Source organism: Kibdelosporangium aridum, assembly GCF_900176515.1.
GTDB classification, from domain to species: Bacteria; Actinomycetota; Actinomycetes; order Mycobacteriales; family Pseudonocardiaceae; genus Kibdelosporangium; species Kibdelosporangium aridum.
Genome location: NZ_FWXV01000003.1, coordinates 200,656 through 218,721, shown reverse-complemented (window position 1 = coordinate 218,721; position 18,066 = coordinate 200,656). Strand labels below are relative to the sequence as shown.

20 protein-coding genes are annotated in these 18,066 nt (G+C 66.2%); 7 read left to right on the top strand and 13 right to left on the bottom strand.

Annotated elements, in window-relative coordinates; translation table 11 throughout:
• Positions 1-181: 181 nt before the first annotated feature.
• Positions 182-1,435, bottom strand: coding sequence for an MFS transporter (locus B9C43_RS20035; RefSeq protein ID WP_084428467.1), 1,254 nt, complete (start codon positions 1,433-1,435; stop codon positions 182-184).
• Positions 1,436-1,581: 146 nt separating this feature from the next.
• Between B9C43_RS20035 and B9C43_RS20030 the strand changes: the two genes are divergently transcribed.
• Positions 1,582-1,797: a hypothetical protein gene (locus B9C43_RS20030; RefSeq protein ID WP_084428466.1), complete on the top strand. Its 216-nt coding sequence runs from the start codon at positions 1,582-1,584 to the stop codon at positions 1,795-1,797.
• Between the two features lies 1 nt (position 1,798).
• Here B9C43_RS20030 and B9C43_RS20025 read toward each other — a convergent pair whose 3' ends face one another.
• The 4 genes from B9C43_RS20025 to B9C43_RS20010 form a co-directional block, all read right to left on the bottom strand.
• Entirely contained in the window at positions 1,799-2,245 is a 447-nt protein-coding gene (locus B9C43_RS20025) for a hypothetical protein (RefSeq protein WP_143446464.1), read from the bottom strand.
• 5 nt (positions 2,246-2,250) lie between these two features.
• Positions 2,251-5,367, bottom strand: a complete 3,117-nt coding sequence (locus B9C43_RS20020) for a hypothetical protein (RefSeq protein ID WP_084428464.1) — start codon at positions 5,365-5,367, stop codon at positions 2,251-2,253.
• Between the two features lie 74 nt (positions 5,368-5,441).
• A complete protein-coding gene (gene lipB, locus B9C43_RS20015; RefSeq protein WP_235038736.1) occupies positions 5,442-6,056 on the bottom strand; it encodes a lipoyl(octanoyl) transferase LipB in 615 nt (204 codons plus the stop codon).
• A gap of 16 nt (positions 6,057-6,072) precedes the next feature.
• Entirely contained in the window at positions 6,073-6,780 is a 708-nt protein-coding gene (locus tag B9C43_RS20010; protein WP_084428463.1) for an SDR family oxidoreductase, read from the bottom strand.
• 70 nt (positions 6,781-6,850) lie between these two features.
• Between B9C43_RS20010 and B9C43_RS20005 the strand changes: the two genes are divergently transcribed.
• Positions 6,851-7,750 (top strand): LysR family transcriptional regulator, encoded by a 900-nt coding sequence (locus B9C43_RS20005; RefSeq protein ID WP_200825618.1) that lies wholly within the window; start codon positions 6,851-6,853, stop codon positions 7,748-7,750.
• Here B9C43_RS20005 and B9C43_RS20000 read toward each other — a convergent pair.
• From B9C43_RS20000 to B9C43_RS19990, 3 genes are read right to left on the bottom strand one after another with little or no spacing between them, the layout of a single operon-like run.
• Entirely contained in the window at positions 7,656-8,423 is a 768-nt protein-coding gene (locus B9C43_RS20000) for an alpha/beta fold hydrolase (RefSeq protein WP_084428462.1), read from the bottom strand. The two genes, B9C43_RS20005 and B9C43_RS20000, sit on opposite strands and share 95 nt — an antisense overlap.
• A 26-nt stretch (positions 8,424-8,449) precedes the next feature.
• The gene (locus B9C43_RS19995) at positions 8,450-9,373 is read right to left on the bottom strand and encodes a sigma-70 family RNA polymerase sigma factor (protein WP_084428461.1); all 924 of its coding nucleotides are present in this window, start codon (positions 9,371-9,373) and stop codon (positions 8,450-8,452) included.
• Complete coding sequence (locus B9C43_RS19990; protein ID WP_084428460.1) at positions 9,370-9,945, bottom strand: TetR/AcrR family transcriptional regulator; 576 nt, start codon at positions 9,943-9,945, stop codon at positions 9,370-9,372. The genes B9C43_RS19995 and B9C43_RS19990 overlap by 4 nt, the downstream gene beginning before the upstream one ends.
• An 85-nt stretch (positions 9,946-10,030) precedes the next feature.
• Here B9C43_RS19990 and B9C43_RS19985 point away from each other — a divergent pair, with 85 nt between their 5' ends.
• Both B9C43_RS19985 and B9C43_RS19980 read left to right on the top strand, forming a co-directional pair.
• Positions 10,031-10,852 (top strand): SCO6745 family protein, encoded by an 822-nt coding sequence (locus B9C43_RS19985; protein ID WP_084428459.1) that lies wholly within the window; start codon positions 10,031-10,033, stop codon positions 10,850-10,852.
• Positions 10,853-10,862: 10 nt separating this feature from the next.
• The gene (locus tag B9C43_RS19980; RefSeq protein WP_033389918.1) at positions 10,863-11,207 is read left to right on the top strand and encodes a VOC family protein; all 345 of its coding nucleotides are present in this window, start codon (positions 10,863-10,865) and stop codon (positions 11,205-11,207) included.
• Here the strand turns inward: B9C43_RS19980 and B9C43_RS19975 are convergent.
• Positions 11,194-12,030, bottom strand: coding sequence for a LysR family transcriptional regulator (locus tag B9C43_RS19975; RefSeq protein WP_084428458.1), 837 nt, complete (start codon positions 12,028-12,030; stop codon positions 11,194-11,196). The genes B9C43_RS19980 and B9C43_RS19975 overlap by 14 nt on opposite strands.
• Before the next feature lie 86 nt (positions 12,031-12,116).
• Between B9C43_RS19975 and B9C43_RS19970 the strand changes: the two genes are divergently transcribed.
• Together B9C43_RS19970 and B9C43_RS19965 are read left to right on the top strand one after the other, a co-directional pair.
• The gene (locus B9C43_RS19970) at positions 12,117-12,551 is read left to right on the top strand and encodes a nuclear transport factor 2 family protein (protein ID WP_084428457.1); all 435 of its coding nucleotides are present in this window, start codon (positions 12,117-12,119) and stop codon (positions 12,549-12,551) included.
• Between the two features lie 111 nt (positions 12,552-12,662).
• Entirely contained in the window at positions 12,663-14,849 is a 2,187-nt protein-coding gene (locus B9C43_RS19965) for a terpene synthase family protein (protein WP_084429079.1), read from the top strand.
• Here the strand turns inward: B9C43_RS19965 and B9C43_RS19960 are convergent.
• On the bottom strand, positions 14,838-15,212 hold the full coding sequence (locus B9C43_RS19960; RefSeq protein ID WP_033389914.1) for a VOC family protein: 375 nt from the start codon (positions 15,210-15,212) through the stop codon (positions 14,838-14,840). The two genes, B9C43_RS19965 and B9C43_RS19960, sit on opposite strands and share 12 nt — an antisense overlap.
• A 73-nt stretch (positions 15,213-15,285) precedes the next feature.
• A complete protein-coding gene (locus B9C43_RS19955) occupies positions 15,286-15,897 on the bottom strand; it encodes a TetR/AcrR family transcriptional regulator (protein WP_235038735.1) in 612 nt (203 codons plus the stop codon).
• Positions 15,898-15,958: 61 nt separating this feature from the next.
• On the opposite strand from B9C43_RS19955, the gene B9C43_RS19950 reads away from it, so the two are divergent.
• Positions 15,959-16,714: an SDR family NAD(P)-dependent oxidoreductase gene (locus tag B9C43_RS19950; RefSeq protein ID WP_084428456.1), complete on the top strand. Its 756-nt coding sequence runs from the start codon at positions 15,959-15,961 to the stop codon at positions 16,712-16,714.
• Here B9C43_RS19950 and rnhA read toward each other — a convergent pair.
• On the bottom strand, positions 16,703-17,158 hold the full coding sequence (rnhA, locus tag B9C43_RS19945) for a ribonuclease HI (protein ID WP_235038734.1): 456 nt from the start codon (positions 17,156-17,158) through the stop codon (positions 16,703-16,705). The two genes, B9C43_RS19950 and rnhA, sit on opposite strands and share 12 nt — an antisense overlap.
• A 21-nt stretch (positions 17,159-17,179) precedes the next feature.
• Positions 17,180-18,028: an LLM class flavin-dependent oxidoreductase gene (locus B9C43_RS19940; protein WP_084428455.1), complete on the bottom strand. Its 849-nt coding sequence runs from the start codon at positions 18,026-18,028 to the stop codon at positions 17,180-17,182.
• Positions 18,029-18,066 lie beyond the last annotated feature (38 nt).

Below are 18,066 nucleotides of genomic sequence, written 5' to 3'. Positions count from 1 at the left end.
GTGACTCGCGTGGGGATGGACGCTCCTGGCGCGGGTCTTGCCCGAATGATCTCCTCATTGGGGCGCTGGTGGCACCCGGCGGAGAACGTCTGGCTGGTGGCCACCGGTTATCACCTCGATGAAGTCCGGGACATTCTGGCCTCCCAGCTGGATCCGGGTGATCAGTTGCTGGTGCTGGACGTCAGCGGTCAGCCGTGGGCGTGTTCCGGTGTGTATCCGGAAGCTGAGGCGTGGATGCTCGATCATGTCCGTGGTCACGCCGAGCCCAGGCATATGTCAGCGGAATAGCGGTCACGACACCGGCAGCGCCCGCCATCGCGATCGCTGCTGACGCAGCGGACAAATCAGCCAGCACACCGGCGAGCAACGCGCCGATGCCTTGGGCGGTAAGGGCTGCTGTCGCAAGCAGACCGATACCTTGGGCGCGTCCGGCGTCCGGTAGTAACCGTGTCGCGGTCGCTGCGCATTGGAGTGTGTACGCCGTGCTGAACGCGCCGGTCAGTCCGAAAAGGATCATGGACGTGGCCAGGTCCGGCTGGAAAGCGCTGAACAGCAACGGAATTCCGGCGAGGATGCCCATCATGCCGAGTGTCCGCTGCCGGTTCTCCTCGCTGACGTATCGCGTGTATGCGTACGCTCCGATGATGCTGCCGACCGGATGGCTCGCCATGATCAGACCGACCGCGAGTGCGCCAAGCCCGAGTTCCGCGGCGTACGGCGCGGCCAAACTTTCCGGTGCGATGTAGAACAAGGACAGCCACGAGATCAACGCGATCAGCCGCAGCCGCGGATCACGCCACACCAGACGGAACGCGCTCAGCCGAACGGGGTCCTTCCCGGATCGGGCGGCAGGCCGCCAGCGCACGCCCCAGCGAATGATCAAGGCGGACAAGGCGAACGTGACCGCGTCCAAACCCAACGCCAGATACGGGTTGAGCAAACTGACGAGCAGGCCGCCGCCAGCGAACCCGGCGACCTGCGAGGACTGCACGGTCACGTTGCGAACCGCCAGACCCACGACATAGCGCTTCTCGTCGAGCACGTCCGGCAGCAAAGCCAGCTGAGCGGCCTTGAACGGACCGTTCGCCATAACCACAGCTGTTAACAGGATGCACAGCAGCCACAGTGGAGTGCCGGGGATCGCCATCAGGGCGACAAGTGCGGCACGCACGACATCCGACACGACCAGGACTGTCCGCCGGGGAAACCGGTCACCGAGCCCGGACAGCAGGATCCCGCCGAGCATTGTCGGCAGGTACGTCAGCGCGAAGGTCAGTCCGGTCAGCGCGGCGGAGTTGGTCCGTTGGAACACGAGAACGGACAGCGCGACGCGCGCGAGTTGGTCACCGGCTTGCGACAACAGCTCCGCAAGCCAAATGGCCCGGAACTCCCCGACCGCGAGGACCGAACGGAAGGTCGCCGCCCGTGTTGCCATCAACTCAGCGTATTTCTCCGAGTACTTAGTGTGAATCCTGTATTCGAGGGATCTTACGCGCCTCTTTTTCGTCAAAGAGATGTCGATCCGGCGGGGGCCTCTTCGACGAATAGGTAGAGAGCGAGAACCGAACAGGGGAGAGAACAATGATCACCACGATCAGCAACCGGGACCGGGCCGTTCTGCGTGCAGTCGCCGCGGGCCGCTGTGAGATCTCCGGTACGTGCCTGCGGATTGACGGCCTGAGCTGCTGCGACCAGTTCGCCGCGATGCGCCTGGCCCAGGAAGGTTTGATCACTGGGGCGGACCAGCAACCAGCGAGACTGACTCCGACTGGACAAGCCTTGCTGGCCGCGGCGTGACTTAGCGCTGCAGAGCGGCCAGCAGACGCTCGCGGAAGTCGATGCGGATGTTGCCGCCGGGGAACAGTTCCTCGCCGGTGATCTCCTGATACGGCTGACCCACATCCTCGCTGATGGCGTGCGCGGTGCTGACCGTGAGCACATCCAGCGGTACGGCCGCGATCTGCTTGATCACGGTGTCCTCGAAGGTGATCCGCGCCCAAGCGGTGGATCCGCACGTCGGGCACACCCACGTTTCGAGCAGTTGGACGGGCTCGTCGTCCACCGGTTCGCGCAAGATGGGGTAGTACACCCGGATGTTGCGCCAGGTGAAGTCCGGGTCGCTCTCGCCGACGGTCCAGAATCCACCGTCCACGAGCGGCGTGACCAGCTCGATGGACTCGTCCGCTGGCGACCGGCTACCGCACACCGGGCAGTCGAGTTCGGCGACGAAGTACGCAGAGGGCATTGTCTTCACAGTCCTACCGGGATCACGAGCATTCTGCGGCCGTTGAGCAGTATCTCGAATCCGTTCGGGTTTGCCCTGGCCAACCTGGTCGCGACCGTCCCGGTCCCGGCCGCGGGCGGGTTGACCGACACGGCCCAGCCGGCGAGCCGCTCGAACACCGCGCCGTCGGCGGTCATGAACCGGGGCACGCCACCGCCTTCCATCTGCGCGAACAGCGCGTCAGCCACGACTGTGCGGTCCCTGATCCCCTCCGCCTTGCCGACAGGCGTGGGTGCGGTTGTGCTCGAGGGCGTCCATGGCCTGTTCGGAGGACTCTCCAGGTCGGTCAGCACCTGGCGGTAGGCAGTGCTGTTGCGGTCGATGTCCACTGCGAGACCGGCCGGACGTTCCACCGCACCGAGGTCGCTGGCCGCCGCGCCCAGAGGCTTGTGCACGGCGTTGACGCCGGTCTCGCCCATGACTGTGACGGGTGCCCGCAACCGGCCCATGATTCCCTGGATCGCCGGCTGGTTCGGTGGGACGAGTGTTCCGGTCGCGTCGAGTGGCTGACCGAGCTGGGCGAACAGTTGCTGGATCATGCGCTGCTCGATCGGCTGCAGGGTGCCGTAGTCCACGCCCCCGAGCATCGCGCGAACGGCTGAGAGCGTCTGGTTGTCCACGATGATGTCGCCCGCGCCTGCCGCGGCGTAGCCCTCGGTCTCGGCGGCTTGGCCCATGCCACGCAGGAACCTGCGCAGCCTGTCCCAGCTGCCTGCGTCGGCGTACTGGGTGAGGATCTGGCGTGCCGCAGCCGTTTCCTGCTGGTCCAAGAAGGGCAGCAGGTCACGGAAGTCGATCTCGGCGGCGACCCTGAGCAGCAGCCGTTGGTCGAACGCGTCGATCAGTTCGGGCAGCCGGGCCAGTGTCGAGGCGTCGGAACACTTGTCCAGCAGGACAAGCAGCTCGTCGATGTCGCGCACCTTGCCGAGCAGGACGATCGCGAGTTCGGCGTCGGAGACCTTGTCCAGCACCCGCAACACGTTCGCGGCCTCGGCCAGGACCAGCAGCCTGGCGATCTTCTCGAGGTCGGGCACCTTGTTGACCAGCCTGATCGCCAGCGCCAGGCTGCCGACCCTGGTCACCAGCGCACGGAACTTCGCGACCTGCGCGAACACCTTGAGCCGGGCCAGGATCCCGGTTCCGGCGAACGCCAGCGCGGCCTCGAAGATCGCACGGCCGACCAGTTCGCCGCGTTGCCGCCAGGTCAGGTCCGGTCGCGTGATCGCCAGGTACAGGTAGTACAGCGCGGCGATGCTGCCCACGATCACACCGATGACCAGCAGTACCTTCCCGACGAACGCCAGCACCGCGCCGATCGCCGCGAGCACCGCCGCGCCCTTGATCACCAACACGATCACGGCGATGGCGATGATGACCACGACGACCGCGACCGCGATCCAGAACAGCGGTGTCTTGATCGCGTCCCAGATGCCCTTGAGCAGCCCGACCAGGCCGTTCCAGATCCCCTCGACCAGACCGGCGCAGAAGTTCCACAGCGAGTCGAAGAAGCCGCTCTCCTCGACGATCCGGTCGACGCTGACGTCGATCTCGTCGGAGAACCCCTGTACCGCACGGTCTTCGTCGGCCAGTGCGTTGTCGACCTCTTCGCGCAGTTCGCGGGTGTGGTCGGAAAGCCGTTCGTCCCAACGGGAATCCAGGTCCTCGACGACGCGGTCCAGCTCGCGGCCGACCTCGTCGGTGACCACGGCCATGCTCCGCGCGCCCTCGTCGGCCGCGTCGTGCATTTCCTGGGCGGTGTTCTGCATGATCTCGTTGATCGGGCCGCCGAAGTCGTCGCCCGCCTGCTGAACGCCGCTGATCAGCGCTTCAGCGTGGTCGTTGAGGGTGGTCTCGGCGTCGCCGGTGGTCTGGTCCAAGCTGCCGAGGAACTGCGTGGCCAGGTCGTCGATCTGGGCTTCCCGTTCGCTCGCCGCGGCCAACAGTTCGGCGCGCGCCTCGTCGACGAACGGCGGATAGCACGCGGCATCCTGGTTGTCCTGTGCGAATCCGGCCAGGTCGTTGGCGAGTGCCTCGGCGGGCTCGGCGAGCTGGGTGATCGTGGCCGCCACGGACTCGTCGATCGACGAGTCGAACAACGCTGCCTGAGCGCGGATCTCCACGGCGCGCCGGGTGGACTCCTCCTGCAGCGACGTGCCGAGCTGGTTGGCTTCCGAGGTGATCCGGGCGGTCGCGTTGGCCGCGATCTCGCGAAGCGTGTCCTTGGTGCGGTCCCGGTTCTCCAGGATCTGGGCACGGGCGTCGGTGCGTGGCTGGTCGAAATCCCGTGCCGTCTGCGCGGCCTCTTCCCGGAAGTGCCCGCCGAGCTCGGTCGACTTGGTCCGGACACTGGTGGCCACGGCCGTGCCGGTCCGGTTCAGCTCGGCGATGACGTCCCGCTTGGCCGAGTCCACCGTGTCACGGATGTCGCCTGCCTGCTCGTGCGTCCGGTACCGCTCAATCTTGGCGTTGGCGATTTCGTTCGCGCGAGCAGTCCGCTCAGCTGTGCCGTCGGTGGCTCGTTGGGCCTGTTCGGTGCCTGCGGTGGCGGCCAGGGTGGCCTTGTCCTCGGCGTGCCGGGCGAGCGTGCCGCGTTTGTCCTCGATCGTCTGGTCAAGGCGTTGCAGCTCGGCTTCCGCGGCGGCATCCACCCGGGCCAGCTCGGCGTCGAGGTTGCTCTGGATGGTCGCCTGGGCAGTGGACGCGTGCTGCTGGACCACCCCAAGAGCGGCTGCGTGCGCCTGCTCGACGGCCATCGCCTTGGTGTCTGCCGTGGTACGGAAACGCTGCTTCAACGTGTCCGCGCTGGCCCGGATCTGGTCGGCCTGGGCCGTGCTGTGCGCCAGGATCGCCGCTCGCCGGGCCTCGATGTCCGCGACCAGGCTGAGGAATTCGGGTGAACTCGGCGGCGCGATCGTGACCGGAACCGGGCTCGACATCATCCGCGAGACGGCCGCGTTGCCCGCCATCCCTTGCAGCGCCAGCAATGCCTCGGCCGGCGACTGTGCCTGAGGCGCCACGGTCGCTGGTTGCTGCACCGGAGCGGCGGCAGGCTCCGTGGTCAGGGCCGGACGATCAGGCGGCACGTGGCCAAACTATGGCGCTTCAGGCCGGTATCACCCGCCCGAACGGGCATCAGTTCGGACAGGAGCGGATTAGGTCAAATGGCGCCCAAGGCTGCGGCGACGGCATCCCGGACCTTGTTTTCGGACGGTACGTCACCGGTCAGTCCGGCCAAGGACGTCATCGGCACGCCGGGCAGGCCACACGCCGTGAACGACTGGTAGACCGCCAGGTCGGACGTGATGTTGAGGGAGAACCCGTGGCTGGTCACGCCACGGCGGATGCGCATCCCGATCGACGCGATCTTCCGGTGATCCGGCGTCCACACGCCGACCAGGCTCTGGCTGCCGGGTGGCGTGTCGCGGCGGATCAGCGTGAACCCCAGCGAGTCAAGCGCGGTGATCAGGCCGTTTTCCAACCACCGCACGATGTCGCCGGGACCACGCTGACGCAAGTCGATGACCAGGTAGCCGATCAGCTGCCCAGGCCCGTGGTACGTCGCCTGCCCGCCGCGATCCACCGGGATGACCGGGATGTCACCGTGCTTCGGCAGCTCGGCGGGTGGTGTGCGGGCGCCGTAGGTGATCACCGCGGGATGTGTCAGCAGGACCAGACGGTCCTCGATCAGGTTGTTCTGCCGCTGTTCCACCCAGGTGCGCATGTCCTCGATCGCTTCGAGGTACGGCACTTCCCCCAGATCGATCCGCTTCACGTCCCCCAGGCTAGTCCTACCAGGGCAGCGGACCGTCGTCGTTGAAGAAGCCGCCGGTCGGGCCGTCGTCGTCGAGGGTGGCGAGCTTGACGGCGATCGCCGCGCCTTGGGCCGCGGTCCGGAAACCCGTGTGGTTGTTGAGATCCGTCGCGCAGTAACCCGGGTCGGCCGCGTTGATCAGGATGCCCGTGCCGCGGAGATCCTTGGCGTACTGGGCGGTGAGTGAGTTCAGCGCGGTCTTCGACGGCGGATAAGCCGCGCCCGCCGGCAATTCGCCGTAGATCGCAGTCGCGGCGCCGATGGAACCGACACCGCTGGACATGTTCACGATCCGGGCACCGGCCGAGCGTTTCAGCAACGGCAGCATCGCGTTCGTGACCGTGAGGACGCCGAAGAAGTTGGTCTCGAACACCTCCCGGACCAGGGCGGGGTCGACTGTGGTCGGCGCTTGGGCACGTCCGCCGACGACCCCGGCGTTGTTCACCAGCACGTCCAGCCTGCCGAAGCGTTCGTCGATCCACGCGGCGGCTTTCTCGGCGGTCCCGGCGTCGGTCACGTCGAGTGCCACGGACTCGACGCCCAGGGCCTGCGCCGCTTGAGCGCGGCGCTGCTCGTCGCGCGCGCCAATGATCACCGTCATGCCCAGCGCTTTGAGCTGCGCGGCGATCTCGTAACCGATGCCTTTGTTGGCACCGGTCACCAACGCGATCTTCTGTTCTGTCATGCCTCCAGCTCACCACCTCCGACTACGGAACCGCCATGACCGGCTTGGTGTGCAGCGATACCCTCCAGGTATGGATTGGCTGGAGACCCGCGAGTTGGCCTACTTCATCGCGGTCGCCGAGGAGTTGCACTTCGGCAGGGCCGCTGAACGGCTCCGGATCGCCCAGCCGCCGCTGTCACGCGCGATCCGCCAGCTCGAACAACGCCTGGGTGTGGAGTTGTTCGAACGAACCAGCCGCAAGGTCATGCTCACCGCAGCCGGTGAGGTCCTGCTGCACGAAGCCCGCAAAGCCCTGGACGCGGTCGCCGCAGCGGCCCGGCGAACCCAGCGGGTCGCCGAGCCGAAGCTGGTGATGGTCATGAAACCGGGCAGTGACGGCGGCATGCTCCAGGCCATTTTGGACACTTACGCCACCGAACGCGACGCGCTGCCAGTGCAAGTGCAGGTCTGCGCGATCGGCGAGCAGGCGCAGATCCTGCGGGACGGCCGGGCCGACGTCGCGGTCCTGCACCTGCCGTACGACGACACGTCCGGCTTCGACGTCGAGCAGCTGCGGGTCGAAGGCGCGGTCGCGATCCTGCCCGCCGGGCACCGGTACGCCGACCGGGACCGCCTGTGGATGTCCGATCTGGAGGGCGAACCGATGCCGCGCTGGCCCGGCATGACCGGGACTGGCCCGGAAGTTCGCGACGCCGCACAGCTGATGCAGCTGATCACGCTCGGCCAGATGATCGCCGTACTGCCGGAATCGGCTCGGATTGGCCTGCGTGAGGACTTGGTCGCAGTGCCCGTTGTGGACGGTCCGATTACGACGATCGCGCTCGGATGGCCCGAGCGTTCGTCGTCTCGGGCCGTCGCGGCGTTCGTTCGAGCGGCTATTGCTGTTGCTGAGAAAGAAATCCGCCTGGACGTCGGATCGGCATCATCGGCGCGGGCTGGATTGTCAGGAACTCCTCGACCAGCCGGGTGACCAGTTCAGGCCGTTCCCAGAACAACAGGTGCGACGTCGCGGGCACGATCCCCAGCTGTGCCTTCGGGATCGCCTCGTACATGTCGATGGTGTGGCGCAGGTGGATCATGTCGTCGTCGGCGAGGAGGATCAGGGTCGGGCTTGTCACCTCGGCTGGTTTGAGCGATTCGCCTGCTTCCATCTCGGCGAACTTCCGTACCACCACAGGCATGTGGTCCCGGCCGTCGGGTGAGACCTCGGCGTAGCGGTCGACCAGCTGCGGCGGGAGTTCGGCGTCCGGCTCGGGCAGGAACATCCAGCCGTCCTTGTCGTACGCGGTGCTCACCAACACGAGCTTGCGCACCAGGTCCGGCCGCTTGACAGCGACCGCGAGCGCGACGAACCCGCCGGAGCTGTAGCCGGCCAGGTGCGCGGGCTCGCCGACGACCTCGTCGATGAACGCGGCCACGTCACCGACGAGCATCTCGATGCTGACCGGGCCTTCGACATCCGGCGTACGCCCATGGCCACGCCGGTCCAGCAGGTAGATCTTGAACTTGCTGGCCAGCTTCAGCAGGTTGTCGTCGAAGTCCCGTGAGTCGGAGAAGCCGCCGTGCAGCAGGACGAGCGGTTCTCCTGCACCGCGCACGTCATACCAGGAGCGAACGCCGTTGACTGTCACGTAACCGGCCACGAGTGTCCTTTCGCCAGGTTTACTACCTAGGACGGCGTGGCGTCGGAAAACTCATCGAGCGGCAGGCCGAACAGCGGAAAAAGGTTTCCGGCCTGCAGATATGTCGTCGTGTGCGTGATCAGTCCGCCGGAGACCTCGAAGACCTGCAACGAGAACGGCTTGCCTTCGAGGTACTGGCCGTACACCGGCGCGCCGTTGGCGAACCCGGCGGGCACGAACGTCGAGATCTGGCAGACCGCCTCGGACCCGGCGCCACGCAGGGCTGCCATGAGCTCGTCACGGCCACGCATCCACCAGGTGAACGGCGGCATGCTCGACGTGGCGTCCTCGTGCAGCAACGTCACGAGCGTGTCGAGGTCGTAGCGCGTGAAGGCCTGCATGTACCGCTCGATCAGTTGTTGCTGGTCCTCGTCGAGCGGCTTCGCGGCCGGCCGCGTCGCGAGCGTCGCCCGCGCTCGTTGCAGCGCACTGTTCACCGAAGCGACGCTGGTGTCGAGCAGCTCGGCGACCTCGTCTGCCTTCCACGCCAACACTTCCCGCAGGATCAGCACCGCGCGTTGCTTGGGCGGCAGGTATTGCAGTGCGGCGACGAACGCCAGCCGGATGGTCTCCCGCTCGGCCACGACATTGGCCGGATCGAGCACACGGGCGTCCGGAACTGGCTGTATCCAAGAGGTTTCCGGCAGTGGATCGCTGAACTCCGTGCCTGCGCGCGAAGGTTCGGCGATGTCCATCGCGATCACCCGGCGCTGGGCACTGCGCAGCATGTCAAGGCAGACGTTGGTCGCGATCGCGTACAGCCAGGACTTCAGCTGGCCTTGGCGCTGGTCTTGCTTGCGCCATGCCCGCAGGAACGTCTCCTGCACCGCGTCTTCGGCTTCCAGCGACGCGCCGAGCATCCGGTAGCAGTAGCCGGTCAGTCCGATCCGGTGTTGCTCGAGATCGTTCATTGCTCGATCGTGCCACGACCCACGAACATCACGTCGGCCAACGTGCGGAACAGTTCCGTGGGGTCCTGGTCGCCGATTGTCTTGTCCAGATTGCCTGCCAACGCCAGCGTGGCGAAACCGTGCGCGGCCGACCATGCCGCGAGCTGGGTCACCCGCGCATCCTGGTCTCCGGCGATCGCTTGGACGGTTCCGCGCAACAGCTTTCCGGTGCGCTCACGCGCGGCGATCAACTCGGGCGCGTCGCGGTGGTAGAGGTCCGGGCGGTACATGACGGCGAAGTGGCCAGGGTGGTCGAGCGCGAACCGCACGTACCGCACGCCGAGGTCGACCAGCCGGGTGCACTGCCCGGCAATGGCCTGTTCTAGCGATTCGGCCAGCAGCTCGTTACCCTCCACGGCGATCGCTGTCAGCAGCCCGGCCTTGTCCTTGAAGTGGTGGGCGGGCGCGGCGTGCGACACGCCTGCGCGGCGGGCGAGGTCCCGCAGACTGATCGCGCTGGGGCCGTCGACCGCGATGACCTCGAGTGCGGCGTCGAGCACAGCCCGGCGCAGGTCGCCGTGGTGATAGGGCATGACCGGCACGATACTCCCAATCTTGTCATTGACAAGATGCGACCCAGGCTCCTATCTTGGCCACAAATAGATAGTGGAGGTTTCCATGCGGCAGATGTGGCACTTGCTTGAACCCGTGCACGCGCTCGTCTACTACGCGCCCGAGGTCTTCGACGAGCTGGCCAGACTCGGGTACGAGGTCGACACCCGCTGGCCGACCTATTTCCCGCTGAGGTCCGCGCCCTTAGGCCCGGCCAGTGCCGAACTGGTCTCGGCCACGTTCTACAGCTTCAACCCCGACATGGTCGCCGAGCACATTTCCCCTGCCTGGGGCCTCGCATCGCCCGCCGATGTGGTCGCGGCACGGACTCGTGGGATGGATCGGGCGCTACGCCGTCTCCTCGGTGACATGGACCTGACTGAGGCGGCCGACCTGGCCAAGAAGGTCGCGCTGGCGGCGAGCACCGCAGGTCGTCCACTGGCCGCGGCGAACGCGTCCCTTCCGTGGCCGGAGGAACCGCACCTCGTGTTGTGGCACGCGGCCACGATCATCAGGGAACACCGCGGCGACGGGCACATCGCCGCACTGCTCACCGCTGGGCTGGACCCGGTCGAGGCCTTGGTGTCCTTCGCCGCCGTCGGCGCCGCACCGGTCGAGGTCTTCGCGAGCCGGGGCTGGACCCAGCGGCAGTGGGCGGATGCACAGCGCAGGCTGCACGAGCGTGGCTGGGTGGATGCCGACGGAAACGCCACACAGGAAGGAAAGGACGGCAGGGAAGCGGTCGAGCGACTCACCGACGAACTCGCTGCGGCCCCATGGGCGGTGATCAACCCAGGCAGGCTGGCCGAGCTGGTGATGCCGGTGACGATGGCGGCGGCCCAGTCGGGCCTCCTTCCTTCCAAGAGCACGCTGGGGATCCGGCGTTAGTCTCGCCGGCATGACGATTCGACGGGTGGTCCCCGATGTTCGCAGTGCCGACATCGGGGCCAGTACGAAGTTCTACGGCCTGTTGGGGTTCGAGGAAGTGATGAACCACGGCTGGGTGGTCGGCCTCGCATCACCGAGCAACCCGACCGCCCAGGTCCTGTTGACCGACGCGGATCCGTCCGGCCTGCAACCGGACATGTCCGTCGAAGTGTCCGATGTAGATGCCGTGCACGCTGTGCTCGTGGATCAGGGAGCCGACATCGTGTACGCGATCCGTGATGAGCCGTGGGGCGTACGGCGATTTTTCGTGCGTGATCCGGACGGTCATATCGTCAACGTGCTCACGCACCGGTGAGCGCTTCGACGAAGCCGCGGACTCGCGCGTTCTCGTTCGTCGCACGCCAGACCGGTCCCCATTCGAGCTTCGGCGCGTTGGAGATCGGCACGTAAGCGATGTCCGGCCGGTCGTGGAAGCGGATCGCGTGTTCGCCGACCGCGAAGATCCCCTTGCCCGCGCTGACCAATGTCAAGATCTCCTGGAACGTCTCCGCCCTGGGCCCGGGGCGAGTTCCGTCGAAGGAAAGTCCGCACGGCGCCTCGAGGAACGTCTGTCCGGCCAGGTCTTTCGTGGACACGTGCGACCGCCGTGCCAGCGGATGGCTGGCGGGCGCCGCGAGCATCCACAGTTCGGTCAGCAGTGTCGGGCCAGTCACGAGATCTATTGCCGCGAGGGGAAAACAGCCGAGCATGATGTCGATTTCGCCGGACCGCAGGCGTTCCGGTGCGTCGCCCAGGTGCATTTCCTTGAGGTGCACGGCGCAGCCCGGGTAGCGCCTGCCGAACACCTTCTCGGCGTTGATCAGCATCTCGGCCGCTGCGGCTCCGACGAAGCCGACCCGCAGTTCGCCGTCAAGGCCTTTGCCCGCCTCGATCGCTCTGGCCAGACCGGCTCGCAGTTGCTCGTACGCCGGCTGGATGTCGTTGACCAGTTGCTTGCCGACGGGCGTGAGTGCGACCTTGCGGCTGGTGCGTTCGAAAAGCGGCACGCCAACGCGGTGCTCGAGCTGCCTGATCGTCTGGCTGACGCGGCCCGTGGTCACGTGCAACCGTTGCGCGGTCCGGCCGAAATGCAGTTCTTCGGCCAAGGTCAGCAAAGCCTCGACCTCGTGGCGTTCCATCGCGTGCCCCCATCGTTGAGCCTGACTAACCGAACGTTTCCCGATCCGTCGTTGTTCCTGCAGGTCAGAGCGGCGAGGGTGAAGACATGGACTGGATCGAGATCGTTGACGCGCTGTACCGGTTCGGGCGTGGCCAGGACATGCGTGACAAGGAGTTGTTCGCCTCGGCGTTCGCCCAGGACGCCACGCTGGACTTCCAGCCCGCGGCGGCGAAGTGGGGCGGGGTGAGCCCGCTGATGACCGGGCGGGACACCATCGTGGACACGATCTTCGCCGTTCTGTCCGATGTGGACACGACGCATGTGGTGACCAACCCGCGCGTGCGGATCGACGGCGACACCGCCCAGCTGACCGCGATCGTCGAGGCACAGCACCTGCGGTCCGGCGACCACAGCGTTTACGCCCTGCTGAAGAACCACTACGAGGTCGGACTGGTCAGGGACGGTTCCCGCTGGGTGGCACGGCGGATCGTGATCGACAACGCCTGGTACCAGGGAACACCCACAGCCTTCTTCGGGTGATTCAGCCATTCGTGCGGTCACATCCGCCCGGCTGGCCGTATCCCGATACGGCCGTCTGCTGCCAGTGTCGGATGCGGTGCTGGTCGACTCGCGATGGGAGAGGGCGCGTTCATGCAGGCATTCACCTTGCCCGATTTCTACATGCCGTATCCGGCCAGGTTGAACCCTCATTTGGAGAGCACGAGAGCACACAGCATGTCCTGGGCGCGGGACATGGGGATGCTCGACGCGCCGAAGCCGGACGGCGGGGTGGTGTGGACCGAGGAGGTGCTGGCCAAGATGGACTACGCGCTGATGTGCGCGTACACCCATCCCGACTGTGACGGCCCGACACTCGACCTGATTACCGACTGGTACGTCTGGGTGTTCTTCTTCGACGACCACTTCCTCGAGCATTTCAAGTACTCGCGTGACCTCTCCGGCGCACGCGAGTACCTCGACCAGCTCGAACGCTTCATGACCAGGGAAGGGGAGACGGCATCCGAACCATCGAACCCTGCTGAGGCCGGGTTGAAGGACTTGTGGGCGCGGACCGTGCCCGCGATGTCGAGCGACTGGCGGGAACGCTTCATCCGCAGCACCCACAACCTGATGGTCGAGTCGATGTGGGAGCTCAACAACATCAACATCGGCCGGATCGCCAACCCGATCGAGTACATCCAGATGCGCCGCCGGGTCGGTGGGGCGCCGTGGTCGGCCAACCTGGTCGAGTACGCGGCCGCGGCCGAGGTGTCCGACCGGTTCGCGCGCACCCGGCAGTTCGAGGTGCTGACCGACACGTTCTCCGACGCCGTGCACCTGCGCAACGACTTGTTCTCCTACCAACGGGAAGTGCGGGAGGAAGGGGAGAACTCCAACGCCGTCCTGGTGTTCGAGAAGTTCTTCGGCATCGAGACCCAGCACGCCGCCGAGATGGTCAACGACCTGCTGACCTCCCGCGTGCAGCAGTTCGAGAACACCGCGCTGATCGAGGTTCCCGCGGTTTTCCTTGCCATGCAAGCACTCCCGGACGAGCAGGCCAAGTTCGCCGGGTACGTCAAGGGCTTGCAGGACTGGCAGGCGGGCGGACACGAGTGGCACATGCGGTCCAGCCGGTACATGAACGAAGGCGCTGTCACCGAGACTCCGGCTGTCCTAGGTGGACCCAACGGCCTGGGGACGGCGGGCATCACGCCAGGGCGGCTCGGGCTCAAGGTGCGAGCGCAGCAGCATTCCTTCACGCCGTTCCGGCCGGTCGGGCACCTGCCGTTGCCGGAGCTGTACATGCCTTTTCCGACCAGGGTGAGCCAGCACTATGAAGCAGCTCGGGACTACCTGGTCGACTGGGGCCGGGACATGGGCTTCTACGAATCAGGTGTGTGGGACGAGCGCAGCCTGAAGATGAACGACCTGGCGTACTGCGCGGCCAGAATCCACCCCGACTCGGATCTGGAGGAGCTCAAGGTCTCGTCGGCATGGCTGGCCTGGGGAACGCTCGCCGACGACTATTTCCCTGCGGTGTACGGCACATCGAGGAATCTGGCCGCGGCCAAGGCCGCTGTGGATCGGCTCAAGCTGTTCATGCCGTTGGACATGGGCTCAGTGCCCAAGCCCGTGGACGCCATCGAGCGTGGCTTGGCCGACTTGTGGCAGCGCAGCGCCAGTTCGATGCCGGGGCCCGCGCGTACCCAGCTGCGGGCAGCCGTGGCGACCATGTTGGACAGTTGGTTGTGGGAACTGTTCAACCAGGCGGAGAACCGTGTGCCGGATCCCGTTGACTACGTGGAGATGCGGCGGATCACGTTCGGCTCGGACCTGACCATCGGGCTGGCCAGGATCCCGCACTGGAACGTGATTCCCGAGGAGATCTACCAGACACGGGTGGTGCGCGAGCTCGAGACGGCCGCGATGGACTACGCCTGCTTCACCAACGACTTGTTCTCGTACCAGAAGGAGATCGAGTTCGAGGGCGAACTGCACAACATCGTGCTGGTGATCGAGCAGTTCCTTGGCGTGGACCGGTGGCAGGCCCGTGACATCACGGCCGACCTGATGAAAGCAAGGATGCAACAGTTCGAGCACATCCTGGCCAACGACTTCCCGGTGCTGTTCGAGGAGTACGGCTTGGACGAGGAAGCGCGCACGATGCTGATGGACTACGCGGGCAAGCTGAAGGACTGGATGTCCGGAGTCCTTGCGTGGCACCAGGAAGTCGACCGGTACAAGGAGGCCGAGCTGCGGCGCCGCCAGAACCCGTCGGCACTGCTGCCAACGGGTCCAGGCACGTCCGCGGCATGGCGCACCGCACTACGAGTGTGAGCGCGGCTGGATCTGCTGCACAGCCCAGGCATTGCCGTCGGGGTCGCTGAAGAACACGAACGATCCCCACGGCATGTCCGAGATCTCGCTGACCTCGATGCCGCGCTCGGTCAGGACCTTGTGCGCGGCCTCGATGTCGGTGACCACGACCTGCAGACCCTTCACCGAACCGGGCTCGACATCGGTCAGGCCCTTGCCGATCGCGATCGAGCACGCCGATCCCGGCGGGGTGAGCTGCACGAACCGGATGTCCTCGCTGACCGTGTGGTCGTGGTCGGCGTTGAAGCCGACCTGCTCGTAGAAGGCCTTAGCGCGGTCCACATCGGACACGGGAACGGCGATCAGCTCAAGCTTGAAGTCCATCTGGACCACTCCTTCGGTCGTTCGGTGTGGCACCAGCCTATGAGCCATTGCGGCCACTTTCCGGCCGCAATCGTCACCTATTTCCGATCGCGGCGGCGATAGTCGTTTCAGCGAACTCGCGCGTGTGTTTCGCCGGGCCGCTCACGCCCAGTGCCTGCGCCGACGCGTTCGCGCCCTCCCAGATGAGAACCAGCTGGTCGGCCAGTTTCTCCGGGTCCTCGACGCCTTCGATCCGCGCCGTGAGCTCGCTGATACGGCCGCGTACCCACGTCTTGGACGCGATGGCCTTCTGGTGCGCGGGCAGCTCCGGGTCGGGGAACTCGGCCAGCGTCATCATGCAGGCGCAGCCGCGGAACTCGGCCGGGTTCATCTGCTCGATCAACGAGTCGAACATCGCCAGGAGCTGGTCTTTCGGGTCGGGCCCGGCCTTGTCCGCCGCCTCGGTGAACTTGGCGACGGAGCTGTCGTGCGACCGGTCGACGTACGCGGCGATCAGGTCGTCCTTGGCGGCGAAGATCCGGTACAGGGTGGTGGGGGCGATGCCCGCCTCGGCGGCGACCTTGTCGATGCCGACCGCCCGGATGCCGTGCCAGTAGAACAGCTCATGCGCGACCTTGAGGATGTGCTCCCTGGTCTCGGCCGCGGTCCGCCGCATCACTTCCCCCTTGCCGTGTCGCTTGATCACGCGCTACCTTACCGCAGCAACGTTAGGGAACGTCCCCTAACATTCGTCTGGGGAGTTGGTCATGGCTGATCTGAGGGACAAGACTGCGCTGGTCACGGGTGCTTCACGAGGTCTGGGGCGGGCGATCGCACGGCGTCTGGCGGCGGACGGCGCGACCGTGATCGTGCACTACGGCAGCAACGCGGCGAAGGCGTCGGAGACCGTCGCATCCATCTCAGCGGCGGGTGGGAAGGCTTATGCTGTCCAGGCCGACCTGCAGTCCGCTGACGGTGTGGACAAGCTCTTCGCGGAGATCTCGGCGCCCTTGGACATCGTGGTGAACAACGCGGCCGTGTTCAGCTCGACGCTGTTCGACACCACAGTGGACGAATTCGACCGGGTCTTCGCGGTGAACGTGAAGGCGCCGTTCTTCATCATCCAGAAGGCGTTGCCGCTGATGCCGGACGGCGGCCGGATCATCAACATCTCGTCCGGCGTGACCTGGTTCGCTGTTCCGGAGCTGGTGTACTCGATGACCAAGGGAGCGTTGAACGTGCTGGGCCGTTCGTTGGCGAACACGTTGGGAGACAGGCAAATCACTGTGAACACCGTGTCGCCGGGAACCACGCACTCCGACATGAACGCCTGGCTGCGGGACAATCCCGAAGCGCAAGCAGGCATCTCCGGCATCACCGCATTGGGCAGGGTCGGTGAGCCGGAGGACATCGCCGACGCCGTTTCCCTTGTCGCATCGGCGGATGCGCGGTGGATCACCGGAGAGGTGATCGAAGTCAACGGCGGGTTCTACCTCGGCCCACGCACGCCGCTACACCACTGATTTCGCTTCCTGGCAACCCCGCACGGCCAGCTGGTCGGCGCGCTCGTTGTCGGGATGCCCGGCGTGGCCCTTGACCCAGTGCCACTCCACCTCGTGTGGAGTGGCCGCGGCCTCCAGCCGTTGCCAGAGGTCCGCGTTCTTCACCGGCTGCTTGGCTGAGGTCTGCCACCCGTTGGACTTCCACTTCGGCAGCCACTGCGTGATCCCGTTGCGCACGTAGGAACTGTCCGTGTAGAGGTGCACGACCGAAGGCCTGGTCAACGTCTCCAAGGCCTTGATCGGAGCCATCAGCTCCATCCGGTTGTTCGTCGTGGGCGACGCTTCACCGCCGTAGAGCTCGCGTTCGTGCTGGCCGTAGCGCAGCAGGGCACCCCACCCGCCCGGCCCGGGATTTCCGCTGCACGCGCCGTCGGTGTAGATCTCCACAACCCGCTGTTCACCCACGTGAGCACCGTACCGGGCGGTTCAGAGCAGCGACCGGGCCTCCGCGATCAGGTCGAGTTGGCGCAGGTAGTCACCGCTGTCGCTGCCAAGACCGAGTTCGTCCAGCCCTGCCTCGGCGTACTCGGCCATGCGCTCGGCCGCCTGTTTCGGGCTGCCGCTGATCGTGACTTGGGCGATCTGTTCCGGTGTCTTGCGGTAGAACGCGCTGAGCTGCTGGACCATCTGCTCGCGCGCGGGTTCGTCGTCCAGGACAGCGTGCAGGCCTAGGTGGATGCGAGGTGCCGGCCTGCCGTACTCGGCCGCGTACGCCGCCAGTTTTGCCTTTGCTTCAGTGATCTCCGCCGGTGTCAGTGCGGCTGTCACCCAGAAGTCCCCGTACTTCGCGGTGCGCCGGAGTGCGGGTTCGATGTTGCCGCCGCCGACGAGCAGCGGAGGCACCGGGGCGGCGGGCGCCAACGTGACACCTAGCGCGCTTTCGCCCGTGATGAGTGTCGGCAACACCTCGAGAGCCTGATCCAGCAGCCGGCCACGGCCGGACGTGGGGGCGTTGACCGCGTGCCAGAAAGGTGCCCACGGGAACCCTCCGATCCCGAGGCCGAGCCGGACGCGGTTGCCAGACAGGTGCTGCAACGTCTGGATCTGTGCCGCCAGCATCGCGATCGGTCGCGTCGGGATGGACAGCAGACCGAAATCGAGCCACACGCGTTCGGTCACCGCCGCGACCGCGGACTGGACGACGACGCTTTCCATCGCGGGTGTGCCGTCACCGATGAGGACGTCCGCGGCTCCGACCGAGTCGAAGCCCAACGCCTCCGCACGCCGCGCGGCGGCGACAATTCCGTGGTCGGGAAGTCCGATTCCGAGTTTCATGACCCCAGGTTGGAACCTCAACCTAGGTTGAAGTCAAC

Coding starts and splice junctions, on each gene's coding strand:
- B9C43_RS19970 (WP_084428457.1), top strand. CDS start 12,117: ATGGACTGGATCGAGATCGTTGACGCGCTGTACCGGTTCGGGCGTGGC.
- B9C43_RS20005 (WP_200825618.1), top strand. CDS start 6,851: ATGGATTGGCTGGAGACCCGCGAGTTGGCCTACTTCATCGCGGTCGCC.
- B9C43_RS19965 (WP_084429079.1), top strand. CDS start 12,663: ATGCAGGCATTCACCTTGCCCGATTTCTACATGCCGTATCCGGCCAGG.
- B9C43_RS20035 (WP_084428467.1), bottom strand. CDS start 1,435: ATGGCAACACGGGCGGCGACCTTCCGTTCGGTCCTCGCGGTCGGGGAG.
- B9C43_RS19950 (WP_084428456.1), top strand. CDS start 15,959: ATGGCTGATCTGAGGGACAAGACTGCGCTGGTCACGGGTGCTTCACGA.
- B9C43_RS20025 (WP_143446464.1), bottom strand. CDS start 2,245: ATGCCCTCTGCGTACTTCGTCGCCGAACTCGACTGCCCGGTGTGCGGT.
- B9C43_RS19975 (WP_084428458.1), bottom strand. CDS start 12,030: ATGGAACGCCACGAGGTCGAGGCTTTGCTGACCTTGGCCGAAGAACTG.
- B9C43_RS19995 (WP_084428461.1), bottom strand. CDS start 9,373: ATGAACGATCTCGAGCAACACCGGATCGGACTGACCGGCTACTGCTAC.
- B9C43_RS20030 (WP_084428466.1), top strand. CDS start 1,582: ATGATCACCACGATCAGCAACCGGGACCGGGCCGTTCTGCGTGCAGTC.
- B9C43_RS20010 (WP_084428463.1), bottom strand. CDS start 6,780: ATGACAGAACAGAAGATCGCGTTGGTGACCGGTGCCAACAAAGGCATC.
- B9C43_RS19985 (WP_084428459.1), top strand. CDS start 10,031: ATGCGGCAGATGTGGCACTTGCTTGAACCCGTGCACGCGCTCGTCTAC.
- B9C43_RS19980 (WP_033389918.1), top strand. CDS start 10,863: ATGACGATTCGACGGGTGGTCCCCGATGTTCGCAGTGCCGACATCGGG.
- B9C43_RS19960 (WP_033389914.1), bottom strand. CDS start 15,212: ATGGACTTCAAGCTTGAGCTGATCGCCGTTCCCGTGTCCGATGTGGAC.
- B9C43_RS19940 (WP_084428455.1), bottom strand. CDS start 18,028: ATGAAACTCGGAATCGGACTTCCCGACCACGGAATTGTCGCCGCCGCG.
- B9C43_RS19990 (WP_084428460.1), bottom strand. CDS start 9,945: ATGCCCTATCACCACGGCGACCTGCGCCGGGCTGTGCTCGACGCCGCA.